Here is a 16153-nt window from a genome sequence, read left to right on the forward strand (position 1 = left end):
CCCGATGAGTACAGTTGCGGCGTCTGCGCACGCTTATTTGCAGCAACTTGCGCGGACAGTAAAGCGCCCCATTATGTGGGCGTTTTGTTTTGGCTTAATCAAAACCGCTGTCATCGTTATTCAGTTGGCAATCGTGGCTTCGCTGGCTCATGAACTCTTTGTTCATGGGCGTGGGCTGGTGTCTCTGTTGCACCTGTTTATTTGGTTGGTGGTGTTCAGTTTTGCTCGCGCGGGTATCGGGCTACTGCAAAATGCCTGCCTACGGTTGGCCACACAGACGGCAAGCCACCATGCGCGAACGCGGTTGCTTACCCGTTGGCGTCGGCAAATTGATGGTGGGGCGCAGCTGTCGGCTGCCGACGGAGCGCTACAGTTAGAACCCATTGAGTCATTAAAGGGGTATTTTAGCCGCTATCTGGTGCAGCAGTACTTGGTGTTTGCCTCGCCGCTACTCATCTTAATTGTCTGTTTTTCACTGAATCCTGTGGTTGGCGTACTGCTGTTATTATCCGGCCCGATCATTCCGCTGTTTATGGCGTTGGTCGGGATGGGCGCTGAGCGTTTAAGTCAAAAACACGCGGAGCAAACGTTTGCGTTAAGTCGTACCTTTACGGACAAGCTACGCAACGTGATAACGCTGAAGTTATTTAACGCCGGTGATGCGGCTTTGCAAGATGTCGCTGAAGCCGGCGAGGGTTATCGCAAAGCCACCCTGTCGACGCTAAAAGTGGCGTTTCTGTCGTCGGCGGTGTTGGAGTTTTTTTCGAGTGTGGCAATTGCCGGGGTAGCACTGTACGTTGGCTTTGGCTTACTGGGTTACATTGACTGGCTGGGCGCGGATGAACTGACGTTGTTCAGCGGTTTACTGGTGCTGTTGCTGGCGCCGGAATATTTTGCGCCGTTACGACAATTCGCGCAAAGTTATCACGACCGCGCCGCGGCCATTGGTGCTGCAACTCTGCTGTGCGATCCACAACAAGCCCCTGGCTCTGATGGACAGCCCGCCGTTAACACGGGGTTGCCTGAGGGCTTGTCGTTTCGCTGGCAGAACTTATCGGTCATCTTAGCCGAAGGTAAACGCATAACTTATGGGGACGGCGAGATAGCGAAAGGCGGCCTTTGCGCAATCAGTGGTCATTCCGGTAGCGGAAAAACCACCTTGCTCAGGGTATTGCTGAAGCAAATGCCCTATCAGGGCAACCTGATTTGTACCACGGAGATGTCACGTGGAGTGGCTTACTTTGCGCAACAGCCGTTTCTGATCGCAGGCAGTTTACGCGATAACATTAATCTGTTTGAACGTCACAGCGACGACACCATCATCGCAGGTTTGCGCCAAGTCGGGCTGGGGTATCTGCTGAGGTCTTTGCCCGAAGGGCTGGCAGCTAAACTTGGCGAAAAGGGACGCGGTCTGTCCGGCGGTGAACAGCGTCGCATTGCATTGCTGCGCTGCGTGCTGTCAGAACGGCGGATTGTCATCGCCGACGAGCCCACTGAGAACCTGGACGACGTGTCTGCTGAGGTCATTTGCGACTGTTTAGTGGATTTAGCCGCAACGGGTAAAACCGTTATTGTTGCCACTCATGACCCGAAACTGTTGGCGCGGGCAACTCATGTGATCGAGGTGACGGCATGATACGAAGGGACTGGCGGTTTTTGCGGCCGTGGCTAAAACAAGTAAAAGGTACTCGTTGGTCGTTGTTATTAGGCCTGTTGCTGGCCTTGGCAACGGCACTGTTCGGAATTGGTCTGTTGTCGCTTTCAGGGTGGTTTATCACTGCGGCGGCGCTGTATGTGGCCTTTGATATTTATTCGCCCGGTGCGGGGATTCGGTTCTTTGCGATAGCACGCACCGTCAGTCGCTACGTTGAGCGGTTGGTTAATCATGATGTCGTGCTTGCCTTGCAGGCTCGCTGGCGAGTGGCTCTATTTAAACGCCTGCAGGCACAGCCGCTGGGTCGTTTATTAAGATTGCGTGTGGCGGATGCGGTGCAGCAATTGACTCGTAATTTGGATGCGCTGGATAACCTGTTGTTACGGCTGCTGCTACCGGGGCTCGTGTTTACCATCGCCTCATTGTTGCTGGCGTTGTTCTGGAGCTTTTATAACCCGGTGTTAGCCGTGCTCGCCATTGGCGGCTGGCTCGCGGTATTGCTGTTTAGTGTGCGCTTAGCCGCAACAACGCGAACGTTGGCGGTACAACAGCTGCGCGTTGCAGAGCGTTTACGGCGCAGTGCCATGAATACCACAGAGTCCATAACCGAGCTTATGGCCTGGAACGTTTACCCGGACTATGAGCAGGCGTTATTGCAACAGGCTGATAGACAAGAGCGGCTTGATAATCGGCAGTTGTTACTGCAGCACCGGTGCCTGTATAAGGTCGAAATTTTTGCGCAGTTGCTGTTTTTACTGGTACTGGGCTTGGTTATTACTGAGTTCGAGCAAGGGCAGCTTATGAGTGCGGAGGTGATTATGTTGTTGCTCTCGGCATTCGCATGGCAGGAGCTGGCAACCGAGTTACCGACACAATGGGGTGGTTACGGAAAAACCTTAGCAGCGGCTAAGCGCTTGCTCAGGTTTGCCGGGCAAAATGAGCCGGAGCCGGCAACGGATGCAGCGCATTCCGGGGGCAACAAGTTTGCTCTGATACTGGAGCAGGTTCGTGTAATGCAGGCTGGACGGATGGTGGTAGACAATGTGTCGGCACACCTGCAAGCAGGCAAGGTGCATTGGATACAGGGGGCATCCGGTATCGGTAAAACCACGCTCGCCGAAGCCATTATGGGCTGGCGACCGCTGCATAGCGGCTCAGTTAGCCTACGACCGGCGGCCAGTACCGATGCGCACGTTGGCTACCTTACCCAGCAAAGCGAAATGTTTGATGACACCTTGCGCGCCAATCTGAACCCGTCCCGGCAACGCCTGAGCGATCAGGATTACTGGCAGGTCTTAAAGCTGCTGGAGCTGGATAGTCTGATCAGCAGCTTACCGTTAGCGTTAGATACGTTGGTTGGAAGCCGCGGAGTTATGTTTTCCGGAGGACAACGGCGGCGACTGGCGCTGGCGCGGGTGTTGCTCCAGAATCGGCCGATTCTACTGCTTGATGAACCCTTTGCCGGACTTGAACGACCGTTGGCGAAACGTCTGTTAGAGCGCTTAGTGAAAGCCTATCCCGATAAAACCTGGCTTATCATTAGCCACATTGGGCCGCAACAACTGAATAGCCCGAACGTGCCTGATGGGGAACGAATTCAGTTAGCATCTTACTAAAAAAAGCGGCGACTACCGGAGAGAGTGAGTAGCCGCCGCTGGGTTGGGAAAGCGTTATTTCTTTTCTTCGAAGTTACAAGCGTCAGGCGCGCCTTGAGGCTCAGGGCGATGACTTAAGTGTTTGGGTTTTGCCAACCACTCTTTTCCTTTTAACATGACGTCCCAATAGAGCCATGGCAACATTTTTTCTTTTAACAACCAAGCCAGCCTCGAGGGTTTGGTGCCGTCAACGAGCCAGGCTGGGAAGGTAGGTTGTAACTTGCCGCCATAACCAAATTCAGCTAATACGATTTTGCCGCGCTCTACTGTGAGAGGGCAAGAACCATAGCCTTCGTAAACCGCCATTGCCGGTTTACCGGCAAGTGTTGATAACACGTTTTCAGCCACAACCGGCGCTTGTTTTCGAACCGCAGCCGCCGTTTTCGCATTGGGTGCATTTGCCACGTCACCAACGGCATAAACGTTGCCATAATGTTTGTGTTGTAATGTTTCGGGACTGACGTCCACCCAGCCCGATTGATCCGCCAACGGACTGTGCGAGATAACATCCGGAGCCTTTTGTGGTGGGCATACATGCAACATATCGAATGATTTCTCTACGTTGGTGATATTACCGTCGTTGTCCGTTACGGCAAAGGTTGCTTTTCGATTGGGGCCGTCAACGGCAATCAGATTATGCTGAAAGCGTAATTGAATACCATAGTCGTCGACATATTTCTGTAGCGAAGGGACGTACTCTTTGACACCAAATAGCGCGGCACCGGCGGTACAAAATTCAACATTAATGTCGTTCAAGCGTCCGCTGCGTCGCCAGTCATCACAGGATAAATACATTGCCTTTTGTGGCGCCCCGGCACATTTGATTGGCATCGGAGGCTGAGTAAAGATGGCGTTGCCCTTGCGTGTTGCCTGCACCAGTTTCCAGGTATATGGGGCAAGATCAAAACGATAATTTGAGGTCACACCGTGCTGTCCGAGGCTTTCTTTTAACCCGGGAATGGCTTCCCAGTCCAACTTCAGCCCCGTAGCCACGACCAAGCTTTGATAAGCGAGCTGATCGCCATTTTCTAACACGATACGCTGTTGGTCGGGCCTAAATTCGCTGACCGCGGTTTGATACCATTTTGCGGCTTTGGGCATGACATCGTGCATTTTTCGCTTGGTCTGCTCGCGCTCGAATACTCCGCCGCCAACTAACGTCCAACCGGGTTGGTAGAAATGCGCGTCTGCGGGTTCCACAATAGCGATATCTGTTTGTGGTTGGCGCTGCAGGATGCTTGCGGCAACCGCTTGTCCTCCTGCGCCACCGCCGACAATAACCACCGTGTGTTTATTGATGGAATAATTGCCGGGCTTATCACTCTCGACGAGCGAAGATTGCGCAAAGCGTTGCTGTAACCGTGCTTGTTGACCTGAAAGATCATAGCCAGCCTGTTGAGCTGTATCGAGTAACGCTTGCGGTGCTAAATGACCTGCTTCTGCTAGTGCCCACAAGGTGCACGAGCGGGTACCGGTGCGGCAATAGGCAAGTACCGGGCCTTTCACCTTAGCCATCAGTTCAGCAAACGCACGGATATCATGGTCGGTAATGTTGCCGGAAATGACCGGTAGGTATTCAAAGGCGATGCCATTTTTTTGCGCAGCTTGTCCGATTTTATCGGCATTTACCTGGTCTTCGCCCTCGTTGTCCGGGCGGTTACAAATAATGGTTTTGAATCCGTGAGAAGCCGCGACCCCAACGTCCTCAATTGAAATTTGGGGAGACACACTGATAAAGGGACTGAGTTTACGAAGTTCCATGCTTGCCTCGACTAAAATAGGTTCAACGGAATTTTGAGATAACGCTGTTGGTTATCCTCTGCCGGTGGTAGTTGACCGGCTCGCATATTGACCTGAACCGAGGGCAAGATCAGCCGGGGCATATCTAATGTCGCATCGCGTTCGGTGCGCATTTTTACAAACTCCTCTTCGGTTTTGCCGCCACCGACATGGATGTTGTGTTGCTTTTCTTCCGCGACCGTTGTCTCAAAAGCATACTCATCCCGGTTCGGCGCTTTGTAATCGTGACACATAAACAAGCGTGTTTGGTCGGGCAATGAAAACACTTTTTGAATGGAACGATAGAGCGTGCGAGCGTCGCCTCCGGGGAAGTCACAACGTGCGGTGCCGAAGTCCGGCATAAACAGGGTGTCGCCGACAAAGGCTGCGTCACCAATGACATAGGTTAAACACGCTGGAGTATGGCCGGGGGTGTGCATTACACGGGCTTCAATATGGCCAATAGTAAAGGTATCACCGTCGGCAAAAAGGCGGTCGAATTGACTACCGTCACGAGCAAACTCGGTACCCGCATTAAAGGCTTTGCCAAAGGTTTCCTGGACGGTCTTAATGTGTTCACCTATACCTAACTTAGCGCCTGTCTTTTCTTGTAAAAACGGTGCTGCAGACAGGTGGTCAGCATGAACATGAGTTTCCAGAATCCAGTCAACGGTAAGTTGATGATCCTGGATAAACTGTAAAATGGCCTCAGCCGACGTCGTGTTAGTGCGACCAGCGGCATAGTCAAAGTCCAGTACCGAGTCGACGATAGCACAGTGCTTCGAATCTGGATCCTGTACGACATAACTGTATGTGTTGGTTGGTTCATCGAAAAAATGCGTAACGATGGGCTTGCTGATACCTGCTGACATAATTCACACCTCATAATATACATTTTCTTTATATATCTAAAAGCAATAAGCATATAACTATGGGTAGAACATACTCTGATTTTGGCAAGGGATCAAATAGCAATAGAGTATAACTAAAGTGTCTATTAGAACGAAACATTTCATCGTATAAATCGATTACTGTAATCGGGGCAGATCAGAGCGGTATCACTTGCGATAAAAACATTATGTTATATGCTTATAACCACATTGATGGTTGCAAATGGCAATAACGGCCAGGAGGTCAAAGATGACAAGCATTATTCGAAAAAGCCCTTCCACAGGTCCGCAGTCGCCGGACGTTTGGGGAATTTATGAGGCTGATACAGGATCAGTGCAGTACATTGTTGCTGACCCAGCAACGAAGAAAGCCGCCTTGGTTGATGTTGTGCAAAACTTTGACCCACGTAGCGCAAGATGCTCGTTTGAGAGCGCCGACGAGGTTTTGCAATTAGCACACGATAACGGACTCACGATTGAATGGGTGTTGGATACGCACCCGCACGCTGATCACTTGATGGCGTCCAACTATCTCAAAGATAAGACGGGCGCGCCCAACGCGATTGGTGAGAAAACCTTTGAAATTGCAAAGCTATGGAGTGATTACTATAACGTACCGGGTTTATTTGAGCCGACAAAAGATTTTGACTATCTGTTTAGTGAAGGCGATACCTTCAAAATTGGTGAACTCGACGTCACTGTGTGGTTGTCACCGGGTCACACTTTGGGTTCGATAACTTACCTTGTCGGCGATGCCGCGTTTGTGCACGACACCTTTATGTACCCGGACAGCGGTACCTCTCGAGCGGATTTCCCGGGAGGTTCATCTAAGGATTTGTGGAGTTCGTTACAACGTATTTTGAGTTTACCGGATGATACCCGGCTGTTTGTGGGTCACGACTATGGCAAAGAAGGTCGGGAAGCGCAATGGGAAGCCACGGTGGCGCAGCATAGACAAAGCAATATTCATTTGTCCGGTGGTGTTAGCGAGCAGCAGTATCGCTCAGTTCGTGATGAACGTGATGCAACTCTGGCACTACCCGACAGAATGTTACATGCACTGCAGGTGAATTTGCGTGCAGGGCAGTTACCCCCGGCCGAGAATGACGGAGAGCATTACTTCAAAATTCCGGCTAATAAGTTTTAATCACAGAGAGGTATGAAAAATGAGCTTACGTATTGGTACTATTGCACCCAACTTTAACATCGAGACAACAACCGGCACCATCGACTTTCATGAATGGGCAAAAGGTTCGTGGACGTTCTTTTTCAGTCATCCGGCGGATTATACCCCGGTGTGTACGACCGAAATGGGGCGCACCGCGCAACTCGCTCCGGAGTTTGCTAAGCGTAACGTTAAACCTCTGGGACTTTCTACAGATACCGTAGAAGAGCATCTAGGCTGGATTAAAGATGTTAATGAAACGCAAAACACGGTTCTTGAGTTTCCTATTGTCGCGGACAAAGACAAGAAAGTGGCTGAATTGTACGACATGATCCACCCGGATGAAGACGACAACGCAGCGATTCGTTCGGTCTATATTATCGATCCGGATCTAAAAATTCGCTTGACCATGACGTATCCAATGACCGTCGGTCGGAACTTTGACGAAATCTTGCGTGTTATTGATGCACTGCAAACGACCGACAAGCAGGAAGTTGCGTGCCCAGCGGACTGGACTCCGGGTAAGCCGGTGATCATTCGTCCTAGCTTATCGGACGACGATGCCAAAGTTAAGTTTCCACAAGGCTGGAAAACACTGCGTCCTTACTTGCGTCTGACTGACCTCAAATAAATCGCGTTACTTGCAGTACAGGGTCGCGCTGACTGACGTCAGTGCGGCCTTTTTTATCGCTTTCATTTAATGAAAAAATAAATTAAAATAGTTATAACGATATTCAATTAAGGAATATGAGGTAACCATGTTGCTTGCCATTCTCGGTGCTTTGATCATTGGTCTTTCGCTTGGACTGTTCGGTTCCGGGGGATCAATCCTGACGGTACCGGTGTTAATGTACTTGGTTGATATGCCGGCTGATGTATCGATTGCTTCGTCGTTGCTCATTGTGGCTGGTATCAGTTTGTTTGGCTCGATTTCATACATTCGTCGTAAAACCGTCAGTTGGAAGCACTTCTGGGCCTTTGGGTTACCCGGTATGGCCGGCACGTATGGCGGTGCCTGGCTGGGAACTCTGGTGGACAGTCGTTGGCAACTGCTGGTGTTCTCATTACTGATGATTGTGGCGGCGGTATTAATGTGGCGAAGTAAGCCGAGAGCTCCCGATCATGTCACCGCGATGAATTATCCCAAAGTGACCCTCGAGGGGCTTGTTGTCGGTGTTATCACCGGATTTGTCGGCGTTGGTGGTGGCTTCCTGATTGTCCCCGCGCTGGTGCTGTTGGCCGGATTGGCGATGCCGGTTGCCATTGGTACCAGCTTGTTGATCATTGTCATTAAGTCATTGGCGGGCTTTATAAAGTATTACGCGGTCATGGCGTCCCAGAACGTTGAATTTGACTGGTTGGTGATTGGCTTAATGATTGCCGGGGGTGTTTTTGGGACGGTATTTGGCAGCAAAATTGGGCGGGCATTACCCAAAGAAAAACTGCAAAAAGGTTTTGCAGTTTTCCTGGTTGCCATGGGCATTTTTGTTATCGCGAAATCTGTGCTTTAAAAGTCATCCGCACTGTGCCGCTCGCGTAACTGCTGGTGTTCATCGCCCCAGACTTTATTCACCCGGCGGCCGCGTTTAACCGCTGGGCGTTCGTTAATACGGTTGGCCCAGGCAACGACATGTTTGTAGGTATGGGTCTGTAAAAACTCGGCGGCCTCGTACACTTCGTTCAGAACCAGCGCGCCGTACCATGGGAAAATGGCCATATCGGCAATGGTGTAGTCATCTCCGGCGATGAATTCGTGCTGAGCGAGTTGTTTGTCGAGTACGTCAAGCTGTCGTTTGACTTCCATGGTGTAGCGATTGATTGGGTACTCCAGTTTTTCCGGTGCGTAGGCGTAGAAGTGACCGAAGCCGCCACCAAGCATAGGGGCGCTGCCCATTTGCCAGAAGAGCCAATTTAAGCACTCGGTACGTTTGGCCGGCTCTGATGGTAAGAAGTGGCCAAATTTTTCGGCCAGGTAAAGCAAGATTGAGCCAGACTCAAAAACGCGGGTGGCCGGCTTCGTGGAAACGTCCAGTAACGCCGGGATTTTTGAGTTTGGATTGACTTCGACAAAGCCGCTGCTGAACTGTTCGCCTTCCATGATATCGACGATGAACGCATCGTATTCTGCATCGCTAATACCAAGTTCGAGTAGCTCTTCGAACAGGATGGTAACTTTCTGGCCGTTAGGCGTTGCCAGGGAATAGAGCTGATGCGGATGTTTGCCAACGGGTAACGCCTTATCATGAGTTGCGCCCGCCGTTGGGCGGTTGATAGTGGCAAACTTACCACCGTTGGCCTGATCCGGTTGCCATACCTTGGGTGGCTGATAGTTATCGGCAGACATAAAACCTCCTGTCGTATTAAGTGACCGTCTGGCGTTGTGCCCAACGGGGTTGCAGGTAATCCTTTGATTCAATCACCTGTTGTACCAGCTCAACGGCCTTCCAGACATCATCGAAACTGTTGTACAAAGGGGCAAAGCCAAAGCGAATGAAGTTAGGCGCTCGGAAATCCGCCACCACTCCGCGGGCAATCAATGCCTGACATAATTCGTAAGCGTAATCGAACGCGTAGCTGAGTTGACTACCGCGCTCGTTGGCGGACAACGGTGACAACAATGTCAGCGTCTTGGTGAGTCCTGTTTGTTCGATTAACTCATGAAACACTTGGGTGAGTTGCATACTTTTGGTACGCACTTGTTCCATATCAAGATCGCTAAATAACTCCAGTGAGGCGTCGACTGCGGCCATCGATATCACCGATGGCGTGCCGGCGAGAAATTGTTTAATGCCTTGGTCTGGTGTGTAGTCGGCAGCGAAAGCGAAAGGATTGCTGTGACCAAACCAACCGGCGACAGGTTGTTGTAAGTTACCCAGTAAGTCGCTGCGAACATACAAAAACGCCGGTGCGCCCGGACCGCCGTTGAGGTACTTGTAGGTACAGCCGACGGCCATATCGACCCGCCATTGATTGAGGTGAATAGGCATTACTCCGGCACTGTGCGCCAAATCGACCAAAATTAATGCGCCGTGCTGATGGGCCTTTTGGGCTAACGCAGCAATATCCAGTCGCTTGCCGCTGCGGAAGTTAACTTCGGTAACCATCACCACGGCGGTTTGGTCGTCGATGGCATGCATCAGCTCATCTTCCGCAACATCGACAAATTGGCAGCGCTCACTGCCGAGCAAAGTCTCCAGCCCTTGAGCGATGTATAAATCGGTGGGGAAATTATCGTGACTGGAAACGATACGGTTGCGAACGTGAGTGCCATTAAAGGTGATGGCGGCAGCCAGTAATTTGAACAAATTTACCGAGATAGAATCACAACACACCACTTCCTCAGCGTTAGCGCCAATCAATGGCGCAATTTTGGCCCCGACGCGCTGTGGCAGTGTGACCCATTGATGTTTGTTCCAACTGCTAATGAGGTCTTGTCCCCATTGCTGTCGGGTGGTTTCCTCCATCCGTTCGGATACTCGTTTGGGCAGCGCACCCAGTGAGTTTCCATCAAGGTAAATAACCTCGTCAGGCAAAGCAAATTGGGCCTTGTAGCTCGTCAGTGGATCGTTCTGATCGAGCGTTTTAATATCGTCGACAACTATCATCAGTGGTGTTCCTGCAGGATATCCAGAAGCTGTTTAAACGCCGGGGTTTGAGGGTGTAACCAGTCAAAATGACCGGCATCCGGCAGTACGTTCGGCTGGGCATCCTTGAGTTTGTGTGCGTATCGGTAATGTACAATCGCGTCGTTATCACCCTGCAGTAACAGGGTGTTGGGATGTGCCTGTTTGGTTGACGGGTTGGCCGCTGCGTAGGCGTCCGGTAGCTGCTCGGCGGTGCCTCCCATAAAGTCGACAGTAACGCGTTCGCAGCTGTTATCGCCCGTTGCGTACTCACGGATATCGGTGATGGCTGCCAAACCGATAACGGCGTCAATCTGGTTACGGTAATCCGACTCAGCGCCCAGTAATAATGCCAAATGGCCGCCGGCAGAGTGGCCTGCGACAATTAATGGGCGATTGCTGTCGCGTTGTTCTAACCATTGTGCGAAGCCTTGGCGAATATCGTCATAGGTTTGTGGCCAGCCGCCACCGGTTGCTCCGGTACGCCGATACTCAATGGCAAACACCTGATGCCCTTGTTGTTGCAGAGCGCTGGCAAAAGCGCGAGCATGCTGCACATCATACTGAGACAGCCAGCAACCGCCGTGAATAAAGAAGACATCGGTATAGGCGTTTTCGTTCAGCCACACGTCAATGCGTTGCTGCGCGGATTGGCCATAACTTAGTGTGCTATCCGGTTCCTGACTAGGGTGTGCCAAAACCTCGGCAAAGCTGACGTTTTGCTGGGCGTTGACCGCCGTCGAGCCGAGCGCCATCGCCGCCCAGAATATCGTATTACGTAACTTGTGCATGGTCGTTATCGGTTAGTTGCAATAGGTAAACTATACAAGTAACCACTTTATCGCTCAATCCCGGAGCCACTCAATGCCGCAATTGAAGCACGAATATCCTGGCCGCTGGTCTCCTGGAACACGTGTAAATCAAAGCGGGATAACACAGCATACAAGTGGTCAAATAAATCCGACTGAATGCCTTCATAGACCTCCCAACGGATATCATTGGTAAAACAATAGACTTCCAGCGGTAGCCCCTGAGGTGTCGGGCTTAGCTGGCGCACCATCAGCGTCATACCTTGATGGATCTTGGGATGGTGTTTCAGGTAATTGAGGACATAGGCTCGAAAGGTCCCGATGTTGGTTAACTGACGCGTGTTCATGGGATCTTTGCCTTGCGCGATCAGCGCTCGGTTCCAGTCGTCAATTTCAGCCTGTTTTGAGTCCAGGTAATCACCTAACAACGACAGTTTTTTCAGTGATTGTATTTGCGCTTCGGAAAGAAAATCGATACTGGTTTGATCGATAAACAGCGAACGCTTAATGCGGCGCCCGCCACTGTCCTGCATGCCGCGCCAGTTTTTAAAAGAATCTGAAATCAGGCGCTTGGTGGGAATGGTGGTGATGGTTTTGTCCCAGTTTTGTACCCGCACCGTATGCAATGCCATATCGATGACTTCGCCATCGGCATTAAGTTGTGGCATTTCGATCCAGTCGCCGACTCGGATCATGTCATTGGAAGAAAGCTGAATGCTGGCGACAAAAGACAAAATGGTATCTTGAAACACCAACAGCGTGACGGCACCCATGGCACCAATACCGGAGAGCAGAATAACGGGTGACTTATCGATGAGGGCCGCGATGATCAGTACCGCTGCGATAACGTAGACGACGATCTGCGCAATCTGCAAATAGCCTTTAATCGGCTTAAGGTGTGAGTCGGGGCGACGCATGTAAATTTCATTAGCACTGGTCATGGCCGCACTAAAGGCTCGTGCTAACGTCAGCACAATGTAGGCAATGGCGACGTTGCGAATAATGCTGACCAGAGTGTCGGGTATGTCCGGCACATAAGCGATGCCGGCTGATAACACCAGTGCCGGCACCACCTGAGCGATTCGACCGACAATTAACTTAAGTCCTACACTGGGGTCACTGCCCAGTTCGGTACGAGACAACAGCCGGGCGATGCCGCGCAGTAAAATGTGCTTAGTGACTAATTGTGAAAACCACACCGCTACGATAAGGATCGTCAGTGCGGTGGCGGTGTAGGCCCAGTTATGTTGATTGGCCCAGTCAGTAAACCATTGCGGATAATTCATCGTTGTTGCTCAACCGCCTTTTTCAGATCTTGGCGCAAACCTAGCATAAAAACGACTTCGGCCACGACAAACAAAGGACCAATAGCTAAGCCCATAATGTCGTCCACAAACGCCGGTTTACGACCTTCAAAGTAGTGGCCGATAAACTGAAATACCCAACCTACGACAAACAGGCCAATGCCCCAGGCCAGCCATGCTGTTGTGCTGAGTGCGGCTATGTCGCGGCCTAGGCTAAGGCATAGCCACAGCAGTACGGTCATTAACAGGCCTAGCTTGATATCCAGGCGGATATAAAAAATGACGGCTGCAAAAACAACCAAATTGGCCGGTGTCAGCAGTAAATAGGCAACGGCAAATTCGGGGCGGCTAAGCAGTGTAATTAGCGCGACAACAATCATCGGAATGCCGATAAGATGCGTCAATACATTGCGGCGGTCACGGTGATAGTCGCCGTATTGGGCAAGGTGTTCAGCAACGGTTTTGCTGCTCATGAGGTTTGCTCCATGCGGTTCGGGATAGCGTTGTGTAAAGATTGCAACGTCCTGTGTTATGTGTCAATTATTGCACCTCAGTCGACCAAGGTCTAAGTTTACTTTTGTGTTTTTTAGCGCACATTGTGTATCGGAGCATAACGTATGTTGGTCTGGGAGTAGGTCGGGTGAATAACGCGTTAATTGCATGGATCGTAGGTATTGCCGCACTAGCCGTGTCGTTAGTACAGCTGTTGTGGTTGAATCATCTGATGGTAACGGTGGTACTGCTGCCGTTGCTCTTTTTAGTGGTCGGCTGGACGAGTTTTTGGTGTGCACGAAAGACATCATCGATACCCATGACGACGGCAACAGAACCTGCACTGGACGAACAAACCGCGACCTTACAGCATGTCACTGAAAATGCCGGCAGTAATGCGATAGCAACGGCAGAGCTCAGTTATGCGATAAGTGACTTAAATCGTGTCATCGGAGCAACCATCCAACGGCTTGAGTCGACGGCTGAGGATTCGGACAAGGTCAAGCAACAAGCGGCCGAAATAAAAGTGACCACAGAAGATGTGGCAGCGAATACAGAACAGACCAAGTCGATTAGCGAGCAGGGCAAGGTCGCCATCGATCAGCTTGTAGCCGGTATTGCCCGTATCGTCGAGCAAAACAGGGCTGCGGCAGATACCCTGAATCAACTGCAGACGACCGCTGATGAGATCGTAAAAGTCACCGATGTGATTGATGGAATTGCCGACCAGACCAACTTACTGGCGCTTAATGCGTCCATTGAATCGGCTCGTGCAGGCGAACACGGACGTGGTTTCGCGGTCGTTGCTGATGAGGTGCGACAACTGGCAGGCAGGACCTCAAAAGCCACCATAGAAGTAACCGATTTAGTGGGCTCTATCCGGGAACGCATTGCGCATGCCGTGAGTAGCATCCATACACTTTCTGACGATGTCGATGAGCAGGCGCAAAGCAGTAATGGCTTATCAGAGCAGTTGCAAACCCTAGCGCAACAATCGGCAAATGTAGCGGAGCAGGTCGAACGCATGGCCGAACTGTCGGTTAACAATCAGCAGTTAATGGACACCAATGCGCAGGATATTCGGCAAACGCTGGATGACCTGAGTGCACGTAAAGACAAGTTGGCTCAGGTTGAACTTAAGTCCAAGCAGTTGGAACAGCAATCCGAACAATTGTTTGCATTACTGGTCAGCGATACCGATGCAACGGAGCATGGTGAAATTTATCGGTTGGCCAGAGATACCGCTGATGCCATAGCGTCGCGACTGGAAGCGGCAGTGGAGCAGCACGAAATCAGTCTCGATGACCTGTTTGACCGGCGCTATCAGCCGGTGAAGGGTGTGGTGCCGGAGAAGTTCGATACGCGCGCTACCCAATTTCTCGATGCGGTGTTGCCGAAACTTCAGGAACCCTTACTGGAAAAGAACCCGGATATTGTTTATGCAATTGCGACCGATCCCAATGGTTACGTTGCCCGCCACAACGATCGCTTTAATCAGCCGTTAACCGGCGATGCGCAGAGGGATTTGGTCGGTAATCGTTCGCGCCGCTTATTCAACGATGCAACGGGATCTCGCTGCGGTGCACATACCGAGAAATTGCTTTTACAAACGTACAAGCGGGACACCGGCGAAGTGATGCATGACTTATCGGTTCCTATTTGGGTGAAAGGTAAACATTGGGGTGGTTTTCGGGTAGGCTATAGGCCAGCCTAAATCATTGTAGTAAGCCATATGCCTCACGATACCTCAGCAATTAATAAACAACGACAAGACTTGAGCCAGCACCAGTCGGTATGGTTGTTCGGTTATGGCTCGTTAATTTATAAAGTGGACTTCCCATTCGTGGAGCGCCGACCGGCCTACATCGAAGGCTGGAGCCGCCGCTTTTGGCAAGGCTCGCACGATCACCGTGGCACCCCCGAACGGCCGGGGCGAGTATTAACCTTAATTGAGACTCCCGGGGAGCGCTGTACGGGGATGGCCTACCGTGTCAGCCCAGATGTGTTTGAACATCTCGACCATCGCGAGAAGAACGGCTATTTACGGTTTTTCACGCCGCTGACTTTTGCCAATGGTGAACAGCAACAAGGACTGGTTTATATTGCGACAGAAGATAATGCGGCATTTTTGGGGCCAGCGGATGAAGCCGTAATCGCCAAGCATATTGCGGAGTCAGAGGGCCCGAGCGGGAAAAATTCGGAATACTTGTTAAAATTGGCAGACGGCTTGCGGGAGTTGGGCGTTATTGATCCTCACGTTGAGAAGATTCGCCATCACTTGTTGCCGTTACTTTCTTCATAGCATCATCGGTCGCAGACTTGTCCGCGACGGACCCAACACACAACCGGCAGTCGCCGTCAGCCGGTGCTGACGCCTCGACGTAACGTAATTTATGAGAGGCCCGTTGTCGGTTACTGGAAACCTGATAGACCCGGTCACGGGCTTTGTTATCGCTATTCATCGGTCGGACAATAGAGGTTATAAAGCAAATTCATGATTTTAATGGTTCGTTCGTCGGCCAATTTGTAGTGGATGTACTTACCTTCCCGGCGGGTGGTAACCAGTTCCTGTTGCCGTAAACGATTGAGATGCTGTGACAGCATTGGCTGGTGTAACTCCAACTGTTGCTCGATTTCGCCCACTGTGAACTCGCCCTGGCTCAGCAGACATAGAATGAGCAATCTATCGGGGTGCGACAGCAACTGCATGACACGTGCTGCCTGAGCGGATGACGCTCTCATTACTTCCGGGTTCATAATTTACGTAATCTCTTAAGGTACT

Annotated in this window: 15 protein-coding genes; 7 read left to right on the top strand and 8 right to left on the bottom strand. The window is 51.2% G+C overall.

The features are described from left to right. Positions 1–4: 4 nt before the first annotated feature. Both CWE23_RS10150 and CWE23_RS10155 read left to right on the top strand, forming a co-directional pair. Positions 5–1636 (top strand): ABC transporter ATP-binding protein/permease, encoded by a 1632-nt coding sequence (locus tag CWE23_RS10150; protein ID WP_126820190.1) that lies wholly within the window; start codon positions 5–7, stop codon positions 1634–1636. Beyond that, positions 1633–3270 carry an amino acid ABC transporter ATP-binding/permease protein gene (locus CWE23_RS10155; protein ID WP_126820191.1) on the top strand — a complete coding sequence of 546 codons (1638 nt, stop codon included), beginning with the start codon at positions 1633–1635 and terminating at the stop codon, positions 3268–3270. Before CWE23_RS10150 ends, CWE23_RS10155 begins: the two co-directional genes overlap by 4 nt. Before the next feature lie 54 nt (positions 3271–3324). On the opposite strand, the gene CWE23_RS10160 is transcribed toward CWE23_RS10155, so the two are convergent. Further along, positions 3325–5070: a bifunctional protein tyrosine phosphatase family protein/NAD(P)/FAD-dependent oxidoreductase gene (locus CWE23_RS10160; RefSeq protein WP_126820192.1), complete on the bottom strand. Its 1746-nt coding sequence runs from the start codon at positions 5068–5070 to the stop codon at positions 3325–3327. A gap of 11 nt (positions 5071–5081) precedes the next feature. Next, positions 5082–5960: an MBL fold metallo-hydrolase gene (locus tag CWE23_RS10165; RefSeq protein WP_198678834.1), complete on the bottom strand. Its 879-nt coding sequence runs from the start codon at positions 5958–5960 to the stop codon at positions 5082–5084. 268 nt (positions 5961–6228) lie between these two features. Between CWE23_RS10165 and CWE23_RS10170 the strand changes: the two genes are divergently transcribed. The 3 genes from CWE23_RS10170 (at position 6229) to CWE23_RS10180 (ending at position 8654) form a co-directional block, all read left to right on the top strand. Beyond that, on the top strand, positions 6229–7125 hold the full coding sequence (locus tag CWE23_RS10170) for an MBL fold metallo-hydrolase (RefSeq protein WP_126820193.1): 897 nt from the start codon (positions 6229–6231) through the stop codon (positions 7123–7125). 19 nt (positions 7126–7144) lie between these two features. Next, complete coding sequence (locus tag CWE23_RS10175; protein WP_126820194.1) at positions 7145–7774, top strand: peroxiredoxin; 630 nt, start codon at positions 7145–7147, stop codon at positions 7772–7774. Positions 7775–7901: 127 nt separating this feature from the next. Beyond that, positions 7902–8654: a sulfite exporter TauE/SafE family protein gene (locus tag CWE23_RS10180; protein WP_187346269.1), complete on the top strand. Its 753-nt coding sequence runs from the start codon at positions 7902–7904 to the stop codon at positions 8652–8654. Here CWE23_RS10180 and yghU read toward each other — a convergent pair. From yghU to CWE23_RS10205, 5 genes are read right to left on the bottom strand one after another with little or no spacing between them, the layout of a single operon-like run. Continuing rightward, entirely contained in the window at positions 8651–9487 is an 837-nt protein-coding gene (gene yghU, locus CWE23_RS10185; RefSeq protein WP_105307236.1) for a glutathione-dependent disulfide-bond oxidoreductase, read from the bottom strand. The genes CWE23_RS10180 and yghU overlap by 4 nt on opposite strands. A 16-nt stretch (positions 9488–9503) precedes the next feature. After that, complete coding sequence (kynU, locus tag CWE23_RS10190) at positions 9504–10745, bottom strand: kynureninase (RefSeq protein ID WP_126820287.1); 1242 nt, start codon at positions 10743–10745, stop codon at positions 9504–9506. Between the two features lie 2 nt (positions 10746–10747). Then, positions 10748–11557, bottom strand: coding sequence for an alpha/beta hydrolase family protein (locus tag CWE23_RS10195; RefSeq protein ID WP_126820195.1), 810 nt, complete (start codon positions 11555–11557; stop codon positions 10748–10750). Positions 11558–11604: 47 nt separating this feature from the next. Next, a complete protein-coding gene (locus tag CWE23_RS10200) occupies positions 11605–12861 on the bottom strand; it encodes a mechanosensitive ion channel family protein (RefSeq protein ID WP_126820196.1) in 1257 nt (418 codons plus the stop codon). After that, complete coding sequence (locus tag CWE23_RS10205; RefSeq protein ID WP_105307233.1) at positions 12858–13352, bottom strand: Mpo1 family 2-hydroxy fatty acid dioxygenase; 495 nt, start codon at positions 13350–13352, stop codon at positions 12858–12860. Before CWE23_RS10205 ends, CWE23_RS10200 begins: the two co-directional genes overlap by 4 nt. Before the next feature lie 167 nt (positions 13353–13519). Between CWE23_RS10205 and CWE23_RS10210 the strand changes: the two genes are divergently transcribed. Together CWE23_RS10210 and CWE23_RS10215 are read left to right on the top strand one after the other, a co-directional pair. Then, positions 13520–15085 carry a methyl-accepting chemotaxis protein gene (locus tag CWE23_RS10210; RefSeq protein ID WP_241970616.1) on the top strand — a complete coding sequence of 522 codons (1566 nt, stop codon included), beginning with the start codon at positions 13520–13522 and terminating at the stop codon, positions 15083–15085. An 18-nt stretch (positions 15086–15103) separates the two neighbouring features. Beyond that, entirely contained in the window at positions 15104–15673 is a 570-nt protein-coding gene (locus CWE23_RS10215) for a gamma-glutamylcyclotransferase (protein ID WP_126820197.1), read from the top strand. 152 nt (positions 15674–15825) lie between these two features. Here the strand turns inward: CWE23_RS10215 and CWE23_RS10225 are convergent, their stop codons facing one another. Beyond that, positions 15826–16128 (bottom strand): ArsR/SmtB family transcription factor, encoded by a 303-nt coding sequence (locus CWE23_RS10225; RefSeq protein ID WP_126820198.1) that lies wholly within the window; start codon positions 16126–16128, stop codon positions 15826–15828. Between the last annotated feature and the right edge of the window lie 25 nt (positions 16129–16153).

It is taken from the genome of Idiomarina aquatica (assembly GCF_003987185.1).
GTDB classification, from domain to species: Bacteria; Pseudomonadota; Gammaproteobacteria; order Enterobacterales; family Alteromonadaceae; genus Idiomarina; species Idiomarina aquatica.

Coding starts and splice junctions, on each gene's coding strand:
- CWE23_RS10150 (WP_126820190.1), top strand. CDS start 5: ATGAGTACAGTTGCGGCGTCTGCGCACGCTTATTTGCAGCAACTTGCG.
- CWE23_RS10155 (WP_126820191.1), top strand. CDS start 1,633: ATGATACGAAGGGACTGGCGGTTTTTGCGGCCGTGGCTAAAACAAGTA.
- CWE23_RS10160 (WP_126820192.1), bottom strand. CDS start 5,070: ATGGAACTTCGTAAACTCAGTCCCTTTATCAGTGTGTCTCCCCAAATT.
- CWE23_RS10165 (WP_198678834.1), bottom strand. CDS start 5,960: ATGTCAGCAGGTATCAGCAAGCCCATCGTTACGCATTTTTTCGATGAA.
- CWE23_RS10170 (WP_126820193.1), top strand. CDS start 6,229: ATGACAAGCATTATTCGAAAAAGCCCTTCCACAGGTCCGCAGTCGCCG.
- CWE23_RS10175 (WP_126820194.1), top strand. CDS start 7,145: ATGAGCTTACGTATTGGTACTATTGCACCCAACTTTAACATCGAGACA.
- CWE23_RS10180 (WP_187346269.1), top strand. CDS start 7,902: ATGTTGCTTGCCATTCTCGGTGCTTTGATCATTGGTCTTTCGCTTGGA.
- yghU (WP_105307236.1), bottom strand. CDS start 9,487: ATGTCTGCCGATAACTATCAGCCACCCAAGGTATGGCAACCGGATCAG.
- CWE23_RS10195 (WP_126820195.1), bottom strand. CDS start 11,557: ATGCACAAGTTACGTAATACGATATTCTGGGCGGCGATGGCGCTCGGC.
- CWE23_RS10200 (WP_126820196.1), bottom strand. CDS start 12,861: ATGAATTATCCGCAATGGTTTACTGACTGGGCCAATCAACATAACTGG.
- CWE23_RS10205 (WP_105307233.1), bottom strand. CDS start 13,352: ATGAGCAGCAAAACCGTTGCTGAACACCTTGCCCAATACGGCGACTAT.
- CWE23_RS10215 (WP_126820197.1), top strand. CDS start 15,104: ATGCCTCACGATACCTCAGCAATTAATAAACAACGACAAGACTTGAGC.
- CWE23_RS10225 (WP_126820198.1), bottom strand. CDS start 16,128: ATGAACCCGGAAGTAATGAGAGCGTCATCCGCTCAGGCAGCACGTGTC.